The 16,188-nt window shown below is 53.9% G+C and carries 15 protein-coding genes; 6 read left to right on the forward strand and 9 right to left on the reverse strand.

The window, feature by feature from the left end; all coding sequences use genetic code 11:
- Positions 1-39: 39 nt before the first annotated feature.
- From pxpA to seqA, 8 genes are all read right to left on the reverse strand, one after another.
- A complete protein-coding gene (pxpA, locus tag JK223_RS14400; RefSeq protein ID WP_212714856.1) occupies positions 40-777 on the reverse strand; it encodes a 5-oxoprolinase subunit PxpA in 738 nt (245 codons plus the stop codon).
- Entirely contained in the window at positions 774-1,703 is a 930-nt protein-coding gene (gene pxpC, locus JK223_RS14405; protein WP_212714857.1) for a 5-oxoprolinase subunit PxpC, read from the reverse strand. The genes pxpA and pxpC overlap by 4 nt, the downstream gene beginning before the upstream one ends.
- Positions 1,697-2,353, reverse strand: a complete 657-nt coding sequence (gene pxpB / locus JK223_RS14410) for a 5-oxoprolinase subunit PxpB (RefSeq protein ID WP_212714858.1) — start codon at positions 2,351-2,353, stop codon at positions 1,697-1,699. The genes pxpC and pxpB overlap by 7 nt, the downstream gene beginning before the upstream one ends.
- A 625-nt stretch (positions 2,354-2,978) precedes the next feature.
- Positions 2,979-3,722, reverse strand: a complete 744-nt coding sequence (locus JK223_RS14415) for a type 2 GTP cyclohydrolase I (RefSeq protein ID WP_212714859.1) — start codon at positions 3,720-3,722, stop codon at positions 2,979-2,981.
- An 8-nt stretch (positions 3,723-3,730) separates the two neighbouring features.
- Complete coding sequence (gene phrB, locus JK223_RS14420) at positions 3,731-5,173, reverse strand: deoxyribodipyrimidine photo-lyase (RefSeq protein ID WP_212714860.1); 1,443 nt, start codon at positions 5,171-5,173, stop codon at positions 3,731-3,733.
- Positions 5,170-5,973, reverse strand: coding sequence for a DUF1722 domain-containing protein (locus JK223_RS14425; protein ID WP_212714861.1), 804 nt, complete (start codon positions 5,971-5,973; stop codon positions 5,170-5,172). The genes phrB and JK223_RS14425 overlap by 4 nt, the downstream gene beginning before the upstream one ends.
- A gap of 145 nt (positions 5,974-6,118) precedes the next feature.
- Positions 6,119-7,759, reverse strand: coding sequence for a phosphoglucomutase (alpha-D-glucose-1,6-bisphosphate-dependent) (gene pgm / locus JK223_RS14430; protein ID WP_212714862.1), 1,641 nt, complete (start codon positions 7,757-7,759; stop codon positions 6,119-6,121).
- A gap of 29 nt (positions 7,760-7,788) precedes the next feature.
- Positions 7,789-8,334, reverse strand: coding sequence for a replication initiation negative regulator SeqA (gene seqA, locus JK223_RS14435; protein ID WP_212714863.1), 546 nt, complete (start codon positions 8,332-8,334; stop codon positions 7,789-7,791).
- 238 nt (positions 8,335-8,572) lie between these two features.
- On the opposite strand from seqA, the gene ybfF reads away from it, so the two are divergent.
- The 6 genes from ybfF to JK223_RS14465 all read left to right on the forward strand — a co-directional run bounded on the left by ybfF (position 8,573) and on the right by JK223_RS14465 (position 13,417).
- Entirely contained in the window at positions 8,573-9,340 is a 768-nt protein-coding gene (ybfF, locus tag JK223_RS14440; protein WP_212714864.1) for an esterase, read from the forward strand.
- 160 nt (positions 9,341-9,500) lie between these two features.
- A complete protein-coding gene (ybfE, locus tag JK223_RS14445) occupies positions 9,501-9,776 on the forward strand; it encodes a LexA regulated protein (protein WP_212714865.1) in 276 nt (91 codons plus the stop codon).
- Positions 9,777-9,908: 132 nt separating this feature from the next.
- Positions 9,909-10,439 carry a flavodoxin FldA gene (gene fldA / locus JK223_RS14450; RefSeq protein ID WP_212714866.1) on the forward strand — a complete coding sequence of 177 codons (531 nt, stop codon included), beginning with the start codon at positions 9,909-9,911 and terminating at the stop codon, positions 10,437-10,439.
- A 338-nt stretch (positions 10,440-10,777) separates the two neighbouring features.
- The gene (gene fur / locus JK223_RS14455) at positions 10,778-11,224 is read left to right on the forward strand and encodes a ferric iron uptake transcriptional regulator (protein ID WP_025902138.1); all 447 of its coding nucleotides are present in this window, start codon (positions 10,778-10,780) and stop codon (positions 11,222-11,224) included.
- Between the two features lie 298 nt (positions 11,225-11,522).
- Positions 11,523-12,929, forward strand: coding sequence for a D-arabinitol 4-dehydrogenase (dalD, locus tag JK223_RS14460; RefSeq protein ID WP_249213636.1), 1,407 nt, complete (start codon positions 11,523-11,525; stop codon positions 12,927-12,929).
- Positions 12,926-13,417, forward strand: a complete 492-nt coding sequence (locus JK223_RS14465) for a SemiSWEET family sugar transporter (protein ID WP_212714868.1) — start codon at positions 12,926-12,928, stop codon at positions 13,415-13,417. The genes dalD and JK223_RS14465 overlap by 4 nt, the downstream gene beginning before the upstream one ends.
- Positions 13,418-13,463: 46 nt before the next feature.
- On the opposite strand, the gene JK223_RS14470 is transcribed toward JK223_RS14465, so the two are convergent.
- On the reverse strand, positions 13,464-16,121 hold the full coding sequence (locus tag JK223_RS14470; RefSeq protein ID WP_212714869.1) for a family 20 glycosylhydrolase: 2,658 nt from the start codon (positions 16,119-16,121) through the stop codon (positions 13,464-13,466).
- Positions 16,122-16,188: the final 67 nt, after the last annotated feature.

Raw genomic sequence — 16,188 nt, forward strand, 5'->3', positions numbered from 1 at the left:
CAGAGCCTGATGTGCCTTTGCGGCCTCCGGGCGGGCAGGCTATTGTGCAGTGATTGTAATATTTTCCCGCTGAAAAGCGGCACATAACTCGCGGGCGAACAACAGTGCATGTTCACCATCGCCATGCAGACAGACCGTCTGCGCGGTAACATGAACACGCTCACCACTCACCGCGGTCACCTCTCCCTGTTGTATCATCTGCAGAGTCTGTGTGATGGCCTGACTGGCCTCAGCCAGTAAGGCACCGGGTGCTCCGCGAGGGACCAGCTCGCCCTGCGCGGTATATCCCCGGTCCGCGAACACTTCCTCACGCGTTGCTAAACCGTAATGCCGCCCCGCGGCAATTAATTCGCTGCCGGCCAGCCCGACCAGAATCAGACCCGGATCAATCGCGGCGACCGCCCGGGCGATCGCGTCGGCCAGTGGCCTGTCACCCGCCGCCTGGTTATACAGCATACCGTGGGGTTTCACATGGGCTAACGCCATACCTTCACTGGCGGCAATGGTTTTTAACGCACCGATCTGATAAAGCTGCTGCGCATAAACCTCCGATGCCGGTAACGTCATCGCTGTCCGGCCAAAATTCTCACGATCCGGAAACGAAGGATGGGCGCCGACCTGCACCCCGTAGCGTTTTGCCAGTCGTACAGATTGCAGCATGGTGGACGCATCACCGGCATGAAAACCGCAGGCGATATTGGCTGAGCTGACCAGTTGCAGCAACTGGTCATCGCTGGCTGAGCCTTCGCCCAGGTCTGCATTTAAGTCTATTTTCATCTCTCTGAGAGTCCCCATTTCATCATTTCCAGCACATGCTGCTGGTGTTGTGTGGCCAGTCCTGCGTCTTCAGGGGTACAGTGAACAAAATGTATGGGTTCCCCCGGACGGATCTGTGCCAGGTGATAAAGATCCGCCGAAATCACCACCCCAATCCGGGGATACCCCCCGGTCGTCTGGGCATCCGCCATCAGAACCACCGGTTGCCCGCCATTGGTGACCTGTATCGTACCCGGCAGCACCGCATGGGATAATAATTCCCGGCCGCCCGGCCGGTGGAGTTGCCGGCCCTGTAAGCGGTAGCCCATCCGGTTACTCTGCGCAGATAAGGTCCAGCCGGTACGCCAGAATGCCTGACCGGATTCGCGGCTGAATTCATGGTATTCAGGCCCCGGAATGACCCGCACGCGATTTCCCCACAGTAACTGCCTGACTCCGGCGCTGTGTGAAAACTCCCGGGTCGGCAGATTCAGCGGTAACTGATCCCCGTCACGCAGATAGCGTCCCTGCCAGCCACCGAACCCGGCTTTCAGATCCGTACTGACCGATCCCATCACTTCCGGAAGATCAAAGCCGCCATTGATCGCCAGGTAGCTTCGTACTCCGCGCAGTGCCCGATGCAATGTCAGCACCTGTCCGGCTCTGGCAAAAATACGCCACCCCGTCCAGACAGGTTTACCTTCGAGTTCGGCCTCACAGCCTGCACCGGTCAGAGCAAACCAGCTGTCACGACCAAAACTGAACTGAGCCTGTCCGAACGTTATTTCAAGGACAGCGCTATTCTCAGGGTTACCTGCCAGCAGATTCGCCGTCTGCATGGCGGGTAAATCCAGGGCTCCGCTCAGGCTGACCCCGGACTGGCTGTAGTGAAAGCGTCCGGCATCCTGAACCGACGTGGCCATACCGGCCCGCAGAATAGTTAACATTGCCCCTCCTTTTGAGGCACAAAGCGTACGGTATCGCCGGGAGCCAGCAGAACCGGAGGCGTACGTTGCGCCGAAAACAGAGATAACGTGGACTGTCCGATAAGCTGCCAGCCCCCCGGTGTCGGTAGCGGATAAATGCCGGTCTGGCTTCCGCCAATCCCGACACTCCCTGCGGGTACCGAGACCCTGGGTTCAGCCCGGCGCGGGCAGTGAAGACTGACATCCAGCCCGCCCAGATAAGGGAACCCGGGCTGGAAACCGATAAAATAGACGGTATAGAGCGCAGCACTGTGTCTTTCAATGACCTGCGAGGGAGAGAGCTGGCAATGGCGGGCTACCTCAGCCAGATCCGGCCCCGCGGCCCCTCCATAGATCACCGGGATAGTGACGGTCCGCGACTCAGGGATAGCCGCAGAGCTGTTTTCCCATTGCTCACGAAGTCCGGCCAGCGCGGCCCTGCTATCTGCCGGGATAGCCTGCAGAATAACGGTCAGATTATTCATGCCGGGAATGACTTGCCGGACCCCTTGTTCCTTTTCCAGTTGCCGTGCCATTCCCCAAATTTTTTGCTGCGATTCAAGGGAGATCGGAGGAGATAACTCCATAACCAGTGCCTGTTCTCCCAGCATGTAATATCTGATTTGCTGCACCACCTGCCTCCACATTAAAAACGCAGGCCACTAAAGCCATTGTCGTGCCCGCAGACACCTGTAATTCCGTCCTAACGTTATCCGAAACTGAGGGATTTGTGTCAACACTTTTAATAATTCAGTGACATACGGTTAAATGATGAAGCCCTCCCCGGGAGAGAAAACGTAATATCTTCAGTGAACAGGGGATGAACGTCGCCGATAAAAAGGCTCTATCGAAAAGGCGGTGCACTCCGGGTCCCCCACCGGGAAAACCACAGACCATAAGGAATAAACAGGCTGGCCTGAGGGAAACGGCCGTATCAGGGAGCAGGAAGAGTATCGCTGGTTTTTACAGCCGGGCAGCAGAAATTACGCGAAAATAAGAGACGCAGTCCGGAAAGGTCCACCCTCTCTGCGAAAAAAGTGATCACTCCGGGTCCCCACCGGGGAAACCACAGACCATAGGGAGTAAACAGGCTGGCCGGGAAAGCAAAAACATAAGGATCAGGAGATAAGCCGTTAAAGCCGTCCTGTAAACGGTAAGCGAACGCTAAGCGGATGATCACTGCCGGTGAAATCAGGATGAACCGGGGCTGGCCCTACCCCGGTGATCTCCGGTGCGGCCAGCCCCGTAAAGGAAAACTCAGGCCGGGTTGTCGATATCGACAAACGTGACCTGCAAACCGTGCTGTGCGCTCAGCCATTCTCCCAGGGCGCGGATACCTCCGCGCTCGGTCGCATGATGACCGGCCGCATAAAAATGAAGGCCACGCTCACGGGCAACGTGGATAGTTTTCTCCGACACCTCACCGGTGATAAATGCATCAACACCAAAATCGGCCGCATCATCGATAAAGCCCTGCCCCCCGCCGGTACACCACGCGATACGGGTGATGGTATCGGGGGCATTATCGCCGCTATAGAGAGGTTCACGACCCAGCTTATCCTGAATCAGTGCTTTCAGCGCCTCACCGCTCAGCGGCGTGGTCAGTGATCCATAAGGCACCAGCGGAACGATTTCACCTTCCGGCTGAATACCGAGCAGCTTCGCCAGTTGGGCATTGTTGCCCAACTCAGGATGGGCATCCAGAGGAAGATGCCAGCCATACAGATTGATATCATTCAGTAACAGGGTGCGCAGGCGCTGACGCTTCATCCCTTTCACCAGCGGTGACTCATTTTTCCAGAAATAACCATGATGCACGATCACGGCATCTGCCTGTAATTTTACCGCCTCATCCAGTAAGGCCTGACAGGCGGTCACTCCGGTGACCACCCGATTCACTTCCGGACGGCCTTCAACCTGCAGACCGTTGGGTGCATAATCGCTGAAACTGTGGCTGTTCAGTTGCTGATGGATCAATTGCTCAAGCCGGGTATTATTCATGCTGTTTCTCATTTTCCGGGGGATGGATTGTGCTTCCGGGCAGCCTCGTAGGCCTGCAGAGTCGTCTGACGTGCCTGCTTATGATCAACAATCTGTGCCGGATAATCCAGTGTTTTACCCTGTTTTTTCGCCCAGTTAACCGGATCATGGATAGCCTTATCCGGGACAGAGGACAGCTCCGGGATCCAGCGCCGGATGAAATTACCGGCAGGGTCAAAGCGCTCCCCCTGTAGCTGCGGGTTAAATATGCGGAAGTACGGTGCAGCATCGGTGCCGGTGGAGGCCGCCCACTGCCAGCCGCCGTTGTTGGCGGCCAGCGAACCATCCAGCAATTGCGACATAAAATACCGTTCCCCTTCCCGCCAGTCGATCAGCAGATCCTTCACCAGGAAACTGGCGACAATCATCCGTAGCCGGTTATGCATCCAGCCGGTTTCGTTCAGCTGCCGCATGGCAGCATCTACCACCGGAAACCCGGTCTTACCCTGTTGCCAGGCCTGTAATTGTTTATCATCTTTCCGCCAGCGGACATGTGCCGTCCAGTCGGTGAAGGGCTGATGACGACACAATGCCGGGTAGGCCACCAGCAGATGCAGATAAAATTCGCGCCAGAAAATTTCATTCAGCCAGCTGTAGGCATTCCCGCCGGACAGGGCTTCGGGGTGGTCATGAAGGATACGTAACAGGCACTGCCGGGCCGAAACCTGCCCGGTGGCCAGATACGGAGATAACACGCTGGTTCCCGCATGTTCCGGGAAGTCTCTCAGACGATGGTACTCTGTAGCGCCTTGCTGACTGAACTTACGCAGGCGCTGCAGGGCCTCCCGATGGCCGGGGGGGAAGCTTTCTCTGTCATAGTCGCGGCTCTGCTCACTCAGTGACGGGATATCATCTGCCTGAATATCTGCCGGATGTGCCCGCTTGTCAGGTGCGGGATAGCACTCCGGAAGTTCACGTGAGAGCATTTTAACCAGAGCTTTGCTGAAGGGTGTATAGACGTTATACATCGTCCCTTTTCCGGTCAGTACGCTGCCGGGAGGAACCAGGGTTCCGTCATGAAACCCCTGGATCACGATATCCTCTTCCGCGAGTTTCTCCTCTGCCCGCCGGTCACGGCGATGTTCATTCAGTTCATATTGGTAGTTATAAAAAACCTGAGAAACCTCATACCGGTGACAGACAGCGGATAACTCTGCCACGCTCTGCGTAAAATCATCACAGGCAGCAAACAACAGCGGGATCCCCAGCGCCGTAAGGTCTTCACTCAGGCATTGCAGACTGTCACGAATAAACGACAGCTGGCGGCCGGACACATCGTGCTGCTGCCATTGCCCCGGAGTGGCAATGTACAGGGCTATCACCCGGGCATCCGCCTGCTGGCAGGCCGCATAGAGTGCAGGATTATCATTCAGACGTAAGTCATTTCTTAGCCAGACGAGATGAGTCTTCACAGGTCCTCCGTTTGCAGTGAGATTTCTGCGACAGATGGCAGACGGGGAAAAAGATAACGCTGGGATGACAACCAGCTGTGTGGGTAGAGAGAAAGGTAGCGCTTCAGTTCTGCCACCGGCGCTGACAGCGGCAATTCTCCGCGACGGTAATTATCGATGAGCGCCGCCAGAGTTTGTCTCTGCTGCCCGCTGAGATGCGGCCGGAAGTATCCCTGAATATGCATCAGTACATTGGTATGATTTTCACGCGTCGCAGGACAGCTGAGAATTTCCATCAGCTTACTGCGATACGCCAGCGCAAAGGCTTCCAGCGATGGCCAGTCAGACATGCCGGCAACCAGCGGCCCTGACTGACGATACAGCGGCTGGGAATGCGCCAGTAACTGATACTTATAGCAGGTATGAAACTGCATCAGACGGTTTGCGGTCAGTTCTCCGTCACACAGGGCATCAAATTCCGCACGCACTGCCACTGACTCCAGAAACTGCTGTCGCTGTTCCGGACGAGCGATAGCCGTTTCATCTGTCAACGGCAGAGAAGGCGCCGGCCCGGACAAGCTTTCATACTCAGTCCGGCTCACCTGCTGAGACACAATAATCCCGTTGACGGGCCAGAGCGTTAATTTCTGTCGGCTGGTCAGTGGCGGATGCTGTGCATGTTCGCGGTTCACCAGTGACGTAAAATCCTGTACTGTGATGTGCTTCAGCCGGAACCCGGAAGGTAAACCAGCCGCCAGGCGTGTCATGGCACTGTCCCGGGACTGCGCGGTCAGAACTCCGATGAGCGGAGAATAGGTCATAAACCTGTACCTCACTTTTAAAGTTGTACAGGTTTGGAGTATAACGCCAATAACAGAAAAGATCTCCCGCTATCGCTTTTCCCGGTTTTTTCCCCAAAAAAAAGCGCCCAACGGGCGCTTTGTTCATCTTATCGTCGGACCGCCATCAGGCGTTCTTCAGGACTTCACTGACGATATCGACGGCTTCTTTTTCGATTTGCTCACGGTGTTCTGCTCCCAGGAAGCTCTCACAATAAATCTTGTAAGCATCTTCGGTGCCGGAAGGACGCGCGGCAAACCAGCCGTTTTTGGTCATGACTTTCAGGCCACCGATCGCCGCGCCATTCCCCGGAGCTTCGGTCAGGCGGGCGGTGATTGGGTCACCGGCCAGAATATCCGCACTCACCATTTCCGGTGATAATTTCGACAATACCGCTTTCTGAGCCGTGGTGGCCGGGGCCTGAATACGGTTATAACTCGGAGAACCGAATTTATCCGCCAGGGCATCATAGTGCTGTTGTGGATTCAGTCCGGTAACCGCTGTGATTTCCGCTGCCAGCAGGCACATGATGATCCCGTCTTTATCCGTTGACCACGGCGTACCGTCGAAGCGCAGGAAAGAGGCACCGGCACTCTCTTCGCCGCCAAATCCCAGACTGCCCTCAAACAGGCCATCAACAAACCATTTAAAGCCGACCGGAACCTCTATCAGCTGACGACCAATATCCTGTACCACCCGGTCGATCATCGCACTGGAGACCAGTGTCTTACCGACGGCCACGTCGGCGGACCACTGCGGACGATGGCGGAACAGATAATTGATCGCTACCGCCAGATAATGGTTTGGATTCATCAGCCCGGACGGTGTGACAATACCGTGACGGTCATAATCCGGATCATTGGCAAACGCCAGGTCAAACTTGTCGCGCAGCGCCAGCAGTCCCGCCATTGCACATTCAGACGAACAATCCATACGAACCACACCGTCTTTATCCAGATGCATAAAGCGGAAGGTCTGATCGATGGCGTCATTTACCAGCGTAATATTCAGCTGATAATGTTCCGCGATACGCTGCCAGTAGGCAATACCGGAGCCACCGAGTGGGTCCACACCCAGCGTGAGGTTCGCTTTTTTAATGGCGTCAAAATCGATAACCCCGGCCAGTCCTTCGACGTAGGGCTGGATCAAATCTTCTTCACGGATACGTCCGCTGGCCTTAGCTTCCGCCAGGGTCATACGTTTGACGTCTTTTAAAGCGTCCCGGATTAACTGATTCGCCCGGGCTTCGACGACTTTCGTGACATTGGTATCGGCCGGTCCGCCATTCGGTGGATTATATTTAATCCCTCCGTCTTCCGGCGGGTTGTGTGATGGCGTGATCACAATACCATCGGCCAGCACTGAGCTATGTTGATTATGCTGCAGGATAGCGTTAGAAATGGCCGGAGTCGGCGTATAACCATTGTCCTGCTGGACAATCACTTCCACCCCGTTGGCGACCAGAACTTCCAGCACGGAGATCATCGCCGGTTCAGATAACGCATGGGTATCTTTACCCACATAGCAAGGCCCGGTAATCCCGTTTTTGCTGCGTTCTTCTGCAATTGCCTGGGCAATCGCCAGAATGTGCGTCTCATTGAAACTCTGACGCGCGGAACTGCCACGGTGACCGGAGGTCCCGAATTTCACCGCATGATCATTGTCAGACAGATCCGGTTTCAACACATAATACTGTGATGTCAGTTGCGCGACATTAATAAGATCGCTCTGTTGAGCAGGTTGTCCTGCCCGTGGGTGACTGGCCATTGCCGTTTCTCCCTAACGCTAAGTTCGGATTAAATAGTCCCGCAAACTTTGTCAGCAAGTTCCTGAGGAAACTTCATCGACTGCATAATGTGTTCGATCATGCTGCATTTGCGGCCGGTATTGGTATTGGTGATCACCCAGTAAGGTGTTCCCGGAATATGTTTTGGTTTAGTATGCGTACCGCTCTGTAACAGCGTCTGCTCATCACCCGCGAAGTAGACGCGTGTACGTCCCTGCATCGTCGTGGTTGCCTGACGGAATTCCTGAGGGTCCAGACGATACAGGGTCGACAGCACCATCATAAAGCGGTTAACAGCGCGCTTTTGTTCCGCGTATTCATCGGACAATAACAACTCACGCACGGTACGAACACGATCCTGCGGACGCGATTCAACACGCGCACTGGCCAGTAGCGAAGTTTCCTTACTGTCAGCCTTCTCATCGGGGGTATCAGTGATTGCCTGCTCAGAAACCTTAAGCATTCTGCGCAAAATATCGGAGGCACTTTCGCCGATATGACGTGTATGGCTGGCAATATAGCGATAAAGCTCATCGTCTACTTCAATCGTTTTCATCTTTTTCCGTACTGTTATGGCTAATGTAAAATTCCGAATAATGGCAGTATACCGGAAATAATCTGATATTCTGCCCCGGTAAATTACCAGTTGATTATAAAATTAAACAGAGACAAGCAGGTAGAACTGAATTACCGTTCAGGTAAAAGTCAGAATATGCCTTAGAATCCCCTGCCGGATTTCCTGAATAGTCACCAATGATACCCTAAGCCAGGGTTGCAACCGTAAGAACTTTGCCATGATTTTAAACAGTCGTCTGCAATCTGCACAAATTGATGAAGAATCATCCCCGGTTCTGCTGATCCACGGCCTTTTTGGCAGTATGGATAACCTGGGCGTGCTGGCCCGTCACCTGCATCCGCACCGCAGTGTCTTACAGGTGGACGTTCGTAACCATGGCCGTTCTCCGCGGGCCGCCGGGATGGACTACGCGGCGATGGCACAGGATATGTTGCAGACGCTGGATAGCCACCAGCTGGATAAGGTGGATGTGATAGGTCATTCGATGGGTGGCAAAATAGCGATGGCGATGACAGCGCTGGCACCGGAGCGGATCAACCGTCTGGTCATTATTGATATCGCGCCCGTCAATTATCAGACCCACCGGCATGATGCCATTTTTGCCGCACTTCAGGCCGTCAGCGACGCAGGCATCCGCCAACGGGAAGCTGCGGCGCAACTGATGCGCCCGCTTCTGCAGGAGGAGATGGTCGTTAATTTCCTGCTGAAGTCATTCCGCCAGGGGGAGTGGTTATTCAATGTGCCGGCCCTGTGGGATAATTATACGACCATCTCCGGCTGGGAAGCATGTCCTGCCTGGCCTGGCCCTGCCCTGTTTATCCGGGGCGCCTTATCCCCGTATCTGGATAATCACTATCGCGAGCCCCTTCTGGCGCAATTTCCTGCGGCGAAAGCCCATATAATTGCCGGGGCCGGTCACTGGGTCCATGCAGAAAAACCCGATGCGGTGATAAGCGCGGTGCAACGTTTTCTGCCCGTAGCCTGAAATCCGCTGACCGGGCGCGTTTTAACATTGGCGTCTGTCATCTCACTGGAGTATGATTGCGCGCTAAAATTTTATCGTGTGCTTTTAACATGATAACCGTATTCATTCATCACTATGCTGCGTGTATCTGATACATCGCAGGTGTTCAGTTTCAAAAATCATGGCAAAAGAAAATACGGATCGTACTACGCTCGATTTATTCGCGAATGAACGCAGACCCGGTCGCCCCAAAACCAGTCTGCTTTCCCGTGACGAACAGTTACGTATAAATAAACGCAACCAGCTAAAACGGGACAGAGTGCGCGGATTACAGCGGGTAGAGCTTAAAATGAACAGTGAAGTGGTCGATGCCCTGAATTCACTGGCGGCAGAACAGCAGTTGAGCCGCAGCGAACTCATCGAACAAATCATCCTGGCGCAACTGAAACAGAATTGAGTCTGTGTTGCGCACTCAGGGATAAATCTGACTCGTTTACAAGTACCGCACATATCTCAGGTCTGCTATTATTCGCGCATCTGTACTGAAATTACATTCATCTGATTCGAAGATTCAAGAGGTTAACCCCACATGGCAATCGTAGGCATCTTTTTTGGCAGCGATACCGGCAACACTGAAAACATCGCAAAAATGATCCAGAAACAATTGGGTAAAGACGTTGCTGAAGTGCACGACATCGCTAAAAGTACCAAAGAAGATTTGGACGCTTTCGATATTCTGTTGCTGGGGATCCCGACCTGGTATTACGGTGAAGCACAGTGTGACTGGGATGATTTCTTCCCGACGCTGGAAGAAATTGATTTTAACGGCAAACTGGTGGCACTGTTCGGCTGCGGCGACCAGGAAGACTATGCGGAATACTTCTGTGATGCATTAGGGACACTGCGCGACATCATCGAACCCAAAGGTGCGGTCATCGTCGGGCACTGGCCGACAGAAGGCTACCATTTTGAAGCCTCTAAAGGACTGGCCGATGATAAACACTTCCTGGGCCTGGCCATTGATGAAGACCGCCAGCCAGAACTGACCAACGAACGTGTCAGCCAGTGGGTCGTCCAGATTTCCGATGAACTGCAGCTGAAAGAAATCCTCAACGCTTAGTAGGGTTTTTTGTATCAGTTGTGATAGTGTTCACTTCAGCATCTGCAGAGCCGGCTAAAATGACCGGCGGGCTCTGAGCTATTTTTCCCGGCATCTGTGCATCAGTTTTTACGTGGGTGCGATTTCCGGGAATATCTTTTTTGTATCAGATTGTCACTATCCCTGGCAGGCCTGCATTTTGCGGTGATCCGCGATTTTTCCTCAGGGAAAACCGGCCCGGACCTGTTGTTTCAATTTCGATACTTCGGTTCTATAATGGACCTAAAAAAATAAGGTCATTACCGAACTTCATGGCGCTTTGCCAAAGTCATTTTCAAAAGTAACAGGACAACAACTGCATGACTGACAATAACTCCGCACTGAAAAAGGCTGGTCTGAAGGTCACGCTTCCGAGACTGAAAATTCTGGAAGTTCTTCAGGAACCTGAATGCCATCATGTCAGTGCGGAAGATTTGTACAAACGCCTGATCGATATGGGCGAAGAAATTGGTCTGGCGACGGTGTATCGCGTACTGAACCAGTTTGATGATGCGGGTATCGTCACGCGTCATAACTTCGAAGGCGGTAAGTCAGTCTTTGAATTGACCCAACAGCAGCACCATGACCATCTGATTTGCCTGGATTGTGGCAAGGTTATTGAGTTCAGCGATGAGTCAATTGAACAGCGTCAGCGTGAAATTGCCAAACGATTTGGCATTAAGCTGACCAACCACAGTCTTTACCTGTATGGTCATTGCACCACCGGCGATTGCCGCGAAGACGACACGTTACATAACGATAAATAAGCGTTCTTCTTATTTGTTTCGTACCAGGCCGCCTCTCAGCGGTCAATGTCTTCTGTCGGTGACAGACCGATCGTCTTCTCAAAACCGTGACCCTGTCGCGGTTTTTTATTACCCCGATGAACCATAGCGCTTTCTTATGACTAAAACCCTTTGATTTTAAAGGTCTCTGTACCGGTTTTTCAGCCCCGTCCCTGCCCTTTCTCCCCTGCTTTCCTCTGTGGCAATTTTAATCTGCCGGATTTTCATGGTAAGGTTACCAGTAACATCATGACTATCTGTTACAGATTAAGGAATGCATTTGACTACAAAAAGAACTGAACAATCGGTCTGGCTGCATCTTGGTGCAGGTGCTTTTCATCGGGCTCATCAGTGCTGGTATCTGAATGAGTTACATGAAAGCGGGGATACCCTCTGGTCTGTTTCTCTGGCCAATATTCGTAACAGCAGCACACAGCAGACACTGAAACATCTCGAACAGCAGCAAGGACGTTACACTCTCGAAGTTATTTCTCCTGAAGGCAATATCGCCTACAAAACTCTCTCAGTTATTAACAACGTCATCCTCTGGGACCCGCAATTACAGGCATTAGTCAGCGAAGGTTCCCGCCCTGACACCAGAATCATCTCTTTTACCGTGACCGAAGGCGGTTATTTCCTGACAGACGACGGCCATCTGGATCTGAATGCAGCACCTATACAAAGTGATCTTGCCGGTACCGCAGACACGGTTACCCTGTATGGTGCTCTCTATAAGATCCTGTCTGCACGGCGGGAAAATAATGCAGGTCCGGTCACGCTGCTGAGTTGCGATAACCTTCGCAGTAACGGTGAAAGTTTCCGTCGCGGTTTAACAGAATTTGTTGCCGCCCGTGAAGATGGCGCATTAGCTGAATGGCTGGAAAAGAACATCAGTACGCCGGACGGAATGGTTGACCGTATTACTCCCGCGTCAGATGACGGTCTGCTGCAGCGCCTGCGGGCGCAGGGGATCAAGGATGATAATGCGCCGGTCAGTTGTGAGTCATTCACACAATGGGTCATGCGCGATGATTTTATTGCCGGTCGTCCGGCGCTGGAGAAGGCAGGCGTGGAGTTCGTGGACGATGTCATCCCTTATGAAGAAGCTAAAATCCGCGTTCTTAATGCCAGCCATAGCGGTATCGCCTGGGCAGGAGGGTTACTCGGTAAGGAATATATTGACCAGAGCCTGTTACCTGAAGTCCGTCAGTGGATCACTGAGTATGTCAGCCAGGACGTGATTCCGGCCCTGGGTGACTCACCGATCGATTTAAACCGCTACTGTCAGACGGTGCTGCAGCGTTTTGGTAACGAACGGGTACGTGACACCTGCCAGCGGGTTTCCTCCGACAGCATTGCCAAATTGCATGAATTTATTGTTCCGACCCTGAAAGCACGCTATCAGCAACAGCAGACGCCGCAGGCAACGCTTCGCCTGGTGGCGCTCTGTTTCCTGTTTATGCAGAAATATGCAAACAATACCCTGCCCTTTGAGTATCAGGATCGGGCGAATGACAGCGTCGATTTCCGGGCAGTTTTTGCCAGCGATGATCCGGTGGCCGCCTTCGCCGGTCAGCAAAAGTTATTAGGGTCTCTGGCCGGAGAGCCACAATTCATCGCGGATCTGACCCGAACGATTGACGATATGCAGCAACAGTTGACGATAATGGGGGACGACAAGCAATGAAAAGTGTCTATATCGTTGTGGTTACCGCCATGCTGGCGTTGCTTGCGACCTATTTTCTCTCCCCCTGGCCCGTGGCCCTGGGTACCGTCGCGGCCTGGGTGACGACCGGTTCGTTTTTTCTGCAGGTACTGCATATTATCCGTAACCGGGATACCAAAGCCCTGTCGCTGGGTATGTGGTCTGCACTGTTTTTCGGCGTATCCTGCTGGACCTGGTACGGGTTCCGCGTCGGTGATGTGCCGGTAATGACAGCCAACGGTTTAACCGCATTACTGGCCTTCTCGGTCATTGTTCTTAAGCTCTATCACGAACGTCCGGCTAAAAATCAGTTACGCCGTAAGTTACGCGCCATGCCGGGTGTGATCCTTCGTCCGCGGATCCGCAGGCTGCGGCCTTATACCCCGGGGGAAGCCGCGCTGCCGGAACAGGATCCTGTTTCTCTCCGGGAGCCGGCATCGCTGAGCCCTCTCAGTAAACTGAAAAAATAATCCGCAAACCGTCGCCACTTTCGCAGCAATGCGGGGGTGGCGGTCATCAGCCAGCCTGAAGGCTGACCACTCTTCCGCTACGGCGCCCGTCCGGACTGCGGGTCCTGACCAGCACTTTCCCGGCGACTGCCGGAGGTTGTTGTGGCTGATAATTTCTCCAGTGCTGCCCCTCATCGACAGAGTATTCAATTCTGATGCCAGGCAGAGAGGTGTTTGCCTCCAGAACGCCGTTGCGGATACGCGCTCCGGCCACCGGGATCCGGTAGCGGATACCGGCGGTATCCAGCCCCGGCAATACCGACCGTCCCAGAAGTGTCGCGAAGCGGTTCCAGTCCGCCTGCAGTTGTTGCTGATTCACCTGCCGGGTTTTTCCTTTTTCGAAGGCCTGCCCCTGCTGACCGGGCAATTCCCAGTCCGCCTGATGCCAGGCCCTTTCTGCCACGGCCAGCAGTCTTGGATATAACCGGTATTCCATTTGCTCGTCGGTTCTGACGATTTCGCTCCATAACTGGGCCGACATCCCCGCTGCCCCCGGCCAGCTGCCCTGACCTGTGGCAGAAAAGGCTTTACCGTCACGGTCGGTGGAGGTTTCTGCATTCATGGCCAGATTGTCCGGTGAGAATGTGAAAATTTTCTGCTCATCAGTAAACCGGGTCGCCCAGTAATAACCGGGCTCCTGCGGATCAACCTCATAAGGCATATCAAGATAGAGATAATCCGGGGAAGAAATAATGATCCGGTACCCCTTCTCTGCCCATTCACTGGCAGAGTTGACCCCGCCCCAATACAGCGTATCCCAGAAGTTCAGGGCTACGGTCTCTGTCGCAAATTGACCTGCTGAAGGAATCGCTTTCAGTCCGTCCTGCCAGGCCTGCATGTTTTTAAGCCCTGCCGATTTCGCCCACTGACTGACCTGTAATGCAAACCAGCCGGGCAGCTGCGTAAAGTCACCGGCCTCTCCCTGTTGGATCCGCTGACGGCAACTGGCAGATTTCGCCCACGGCTTATCCTGCAGGCTCAAATCACGCTGGCCTTTGCCGGGTTGCGGATGATTTTTATCGGTATACCCCGGGCCCGAATAGATGTTTTTTGCTTCATCCCCGCCAAAATGCCAGGTTTCCAGCGGCTGCCCCGCTTCCCGGTGCATTGCGATAAGTTCATTCATGATTTTTCGGACGAAGCGTTGCGCGGAGGGCAGGCAGGGATTGATAAAGCTGGTACGATCATAAAACTGTACGGTGGTCACCCTGGAGTCATCACCATCTTCCTGTAAACGATACTGGTTTGCCTCGCGCACTTTGCCCGCGGCCATCAGATTTTTATACCGTGCTTCCATGGCGATGACAGCCGCGCGGGCATGGGCCGGCATATCGATTTCAGGGATCACCGTGATCTGCCGTGCCCTGGCATAGCGGAGGATCTCAATGTAGTCCTGACGACTGAAGTAACCGCTGCCGGTTGTCGAAGTATCAGGGCCGGATCCCAGTTGCGGTAACAGACAGCGTGTTTCAGACAAATCATGACAGCGTTTTGCCCCGACAGACGTCAGTTCAGGCAGTCCCGGGATCTCAATCCGCCAGCCTTCATCATCGGATAAGTGTAAATGCAGGATATTCAGTTTATACCGCGACATCTGCTGCAGGGTACGCAGGATGGCCGCCTTTGAATGAAAATTCCTGGCGACATCGATAAAAACAGCGCGGTAAGCAAACCGTGGCGCATCGCTGAGGCTCATGACAGGGATCACCGGTTCTCCCATTGGCGGTATCAGTTGCATCAGCGACTGTAAGCCGTTAAAAACACCGCGGCTATCATAGCCGGTAATGACGGCGCGCTCCTGACTGATCCGTAACCGATAGGCACCTTCCTTAACGCCCTCATCGGTGAACCCCGCCGGATCAATCGCAGTGTTCACCGGGAATCTGCCACCGGTGCGGAGACCGGCCGCACGAAACTCTTCGGTGATCACGCGGGCACTGTCCGCCGGTAAAACCCGCAAGTCCGCGGCTATCCCCTGCTTCAGGCTGACATTGTCTGCGGTGATATCCACGCGACGCGGTGACGGAAGGATCCGGCCGCGTAACTCTGCCGCCGATACCGGCGATGTTGCCTGGTTTTTCATATAGCGGTTTTCTGCGGTCATCAGAATATTGGCGTCATCCGGGGTCCGCTTCCATTGTGTGGCGGGCAATGTGGTGATATCTGACAGCTTTTCGGTCACCGTTGCCGTAATCACTTTGGGCGTCCCCTGTGAAGAGGTGACATACCAGCGGGGTAACACATCCGTAAGGGAAAGCTGCCAGTATTCATTCACCACCGGTAAGACGACCGATCCTCCGGACGGGAATCCCCGGAACGCGGCTGTCGGCTCAATTTTATGTAAATCGCCGACAATATGGGTAATTTTAAACTGGTCATTACCTGTCGCGAGTACCTGACGGATCCCTGAAAACCAGATAGCCCAGTCATGGCTTTGCAGAGCCGCGCCGGGATTGGTGAGAGTTATTGTGGCCTGGTAGCAGGCTCCCCAGTCCGCGCCCAATGCCGCACAATTGACCCCGTGCTGCGCGGCAAGATTATCTTTCACCGCCACCCTGACGCCCAGGTGACTTAGTTGATCAATCACCTGCTGATCCGCCAGGGCAGAGGCTGACATGAATATCGTGGCGATCACTGCGGATAAAACACATTTACGGGTTAACATCACTGATTATCCTTAATCGTTAACTGATAACACCGGGAGAGTCGCGTGAAAGTCCCGGTGAAGGCTT

The organism is Tatumella sp. JGM118, assembly GCF_018257515.1.
Lineage (GTDB): Bacteria > Pseudomonadota > Gammaproteobacteria > Enterobacterales > Enterobacteriaceae > Tatumella > Tatumella terrea.

What these genes read in the sequence shown, in the direction of transcription:
- pxpA (WP_212714856.1), bottom strand. Translation starts at nt 777, where the DNA reads ATGAAAATAGACTTAAATGCAGACCTGGGCGAAGGCTCAGCCAGCGAT.
- pxpC (WP_212714857.1), bottom strand. Translation starts at nt 1,703, where the DNA reads ATGTTAACTATTCTGCGGGCCGGTATGGCCACGTCGGTTCAGGATGCC.
- JK223_RS14415 (WP_212714859.1), bottom strand. Translation starts at nt 3,722, where the DNA reads ATGAATAATACCCGGCTTGAGCAATTGATCCATCAGCAACTGAACAGC.
- JK223_RS14425 (WP_212714861.1), bottom strand. Translation starts at nt 5,973, where the DNA reads ATGACCTATTCTCCGCTCATCGGAGTTCTGACCGCGCAGTCCCGGGAC.
- pgm (WP_212714862.1), bottom strand. Translation starts at nt 7,759, where the DNA reads ATGGCCAGTCACCCACGGGCAGGACAACCTGCTCAACAGAGCGATCTT.
- seqA (WP_212714863.1), bottom strand. Translation starts at nt 8,334, where the DNA reads ATGAAAACGATTGAAGTAGACGATGAGCTTTATCGCTATATTGCCAGC.
- ybfF (WP_212714864.1), top strand. Translation starts at nt 8,573, where the DNA reads ATGATTTTAAACAGTCGTCTGCAATCTGCACAAATTGATGAAGAATCA.
- ybfE (WP_212714865.1), top strand. Translation starts at nt 9,501, where the DNA reads ATGGCAAAAGAAAATACGGATCGTACTACGCTCGATTTATTCGCGAAT.
- fldA (WP_212714866.1), top strand. Translation starts at nt 9,909, where the DNA reads ATGGCAATCGTAGGCATCTTTTTTGGCAGCGATACCGGCAACACTGAA.
- fur (WP_025902138.1), top strand. Translation starts at nt 10,778, where the DNA reads ATGACTGACAATAACTCCGCACTGAAAAAGGCTGGTCTGAAGGTCACG.
- JK223_RS14465 (WP_212714868.1), top strand. Translation starts at nt 12,926, where the DNA reads ATGAAAAGTGTCTATATCGTTGTGGTTACCGCCATGCTGGCGTTGCTT.
- JK223_RS14470 (WP_212714869.1), bottom strand. Translation starts at nt 16,121, where the DNA reads ATGTTAACCCGTAAATGTGTTTTATCCGCAGTGATCGCCACGATATTC.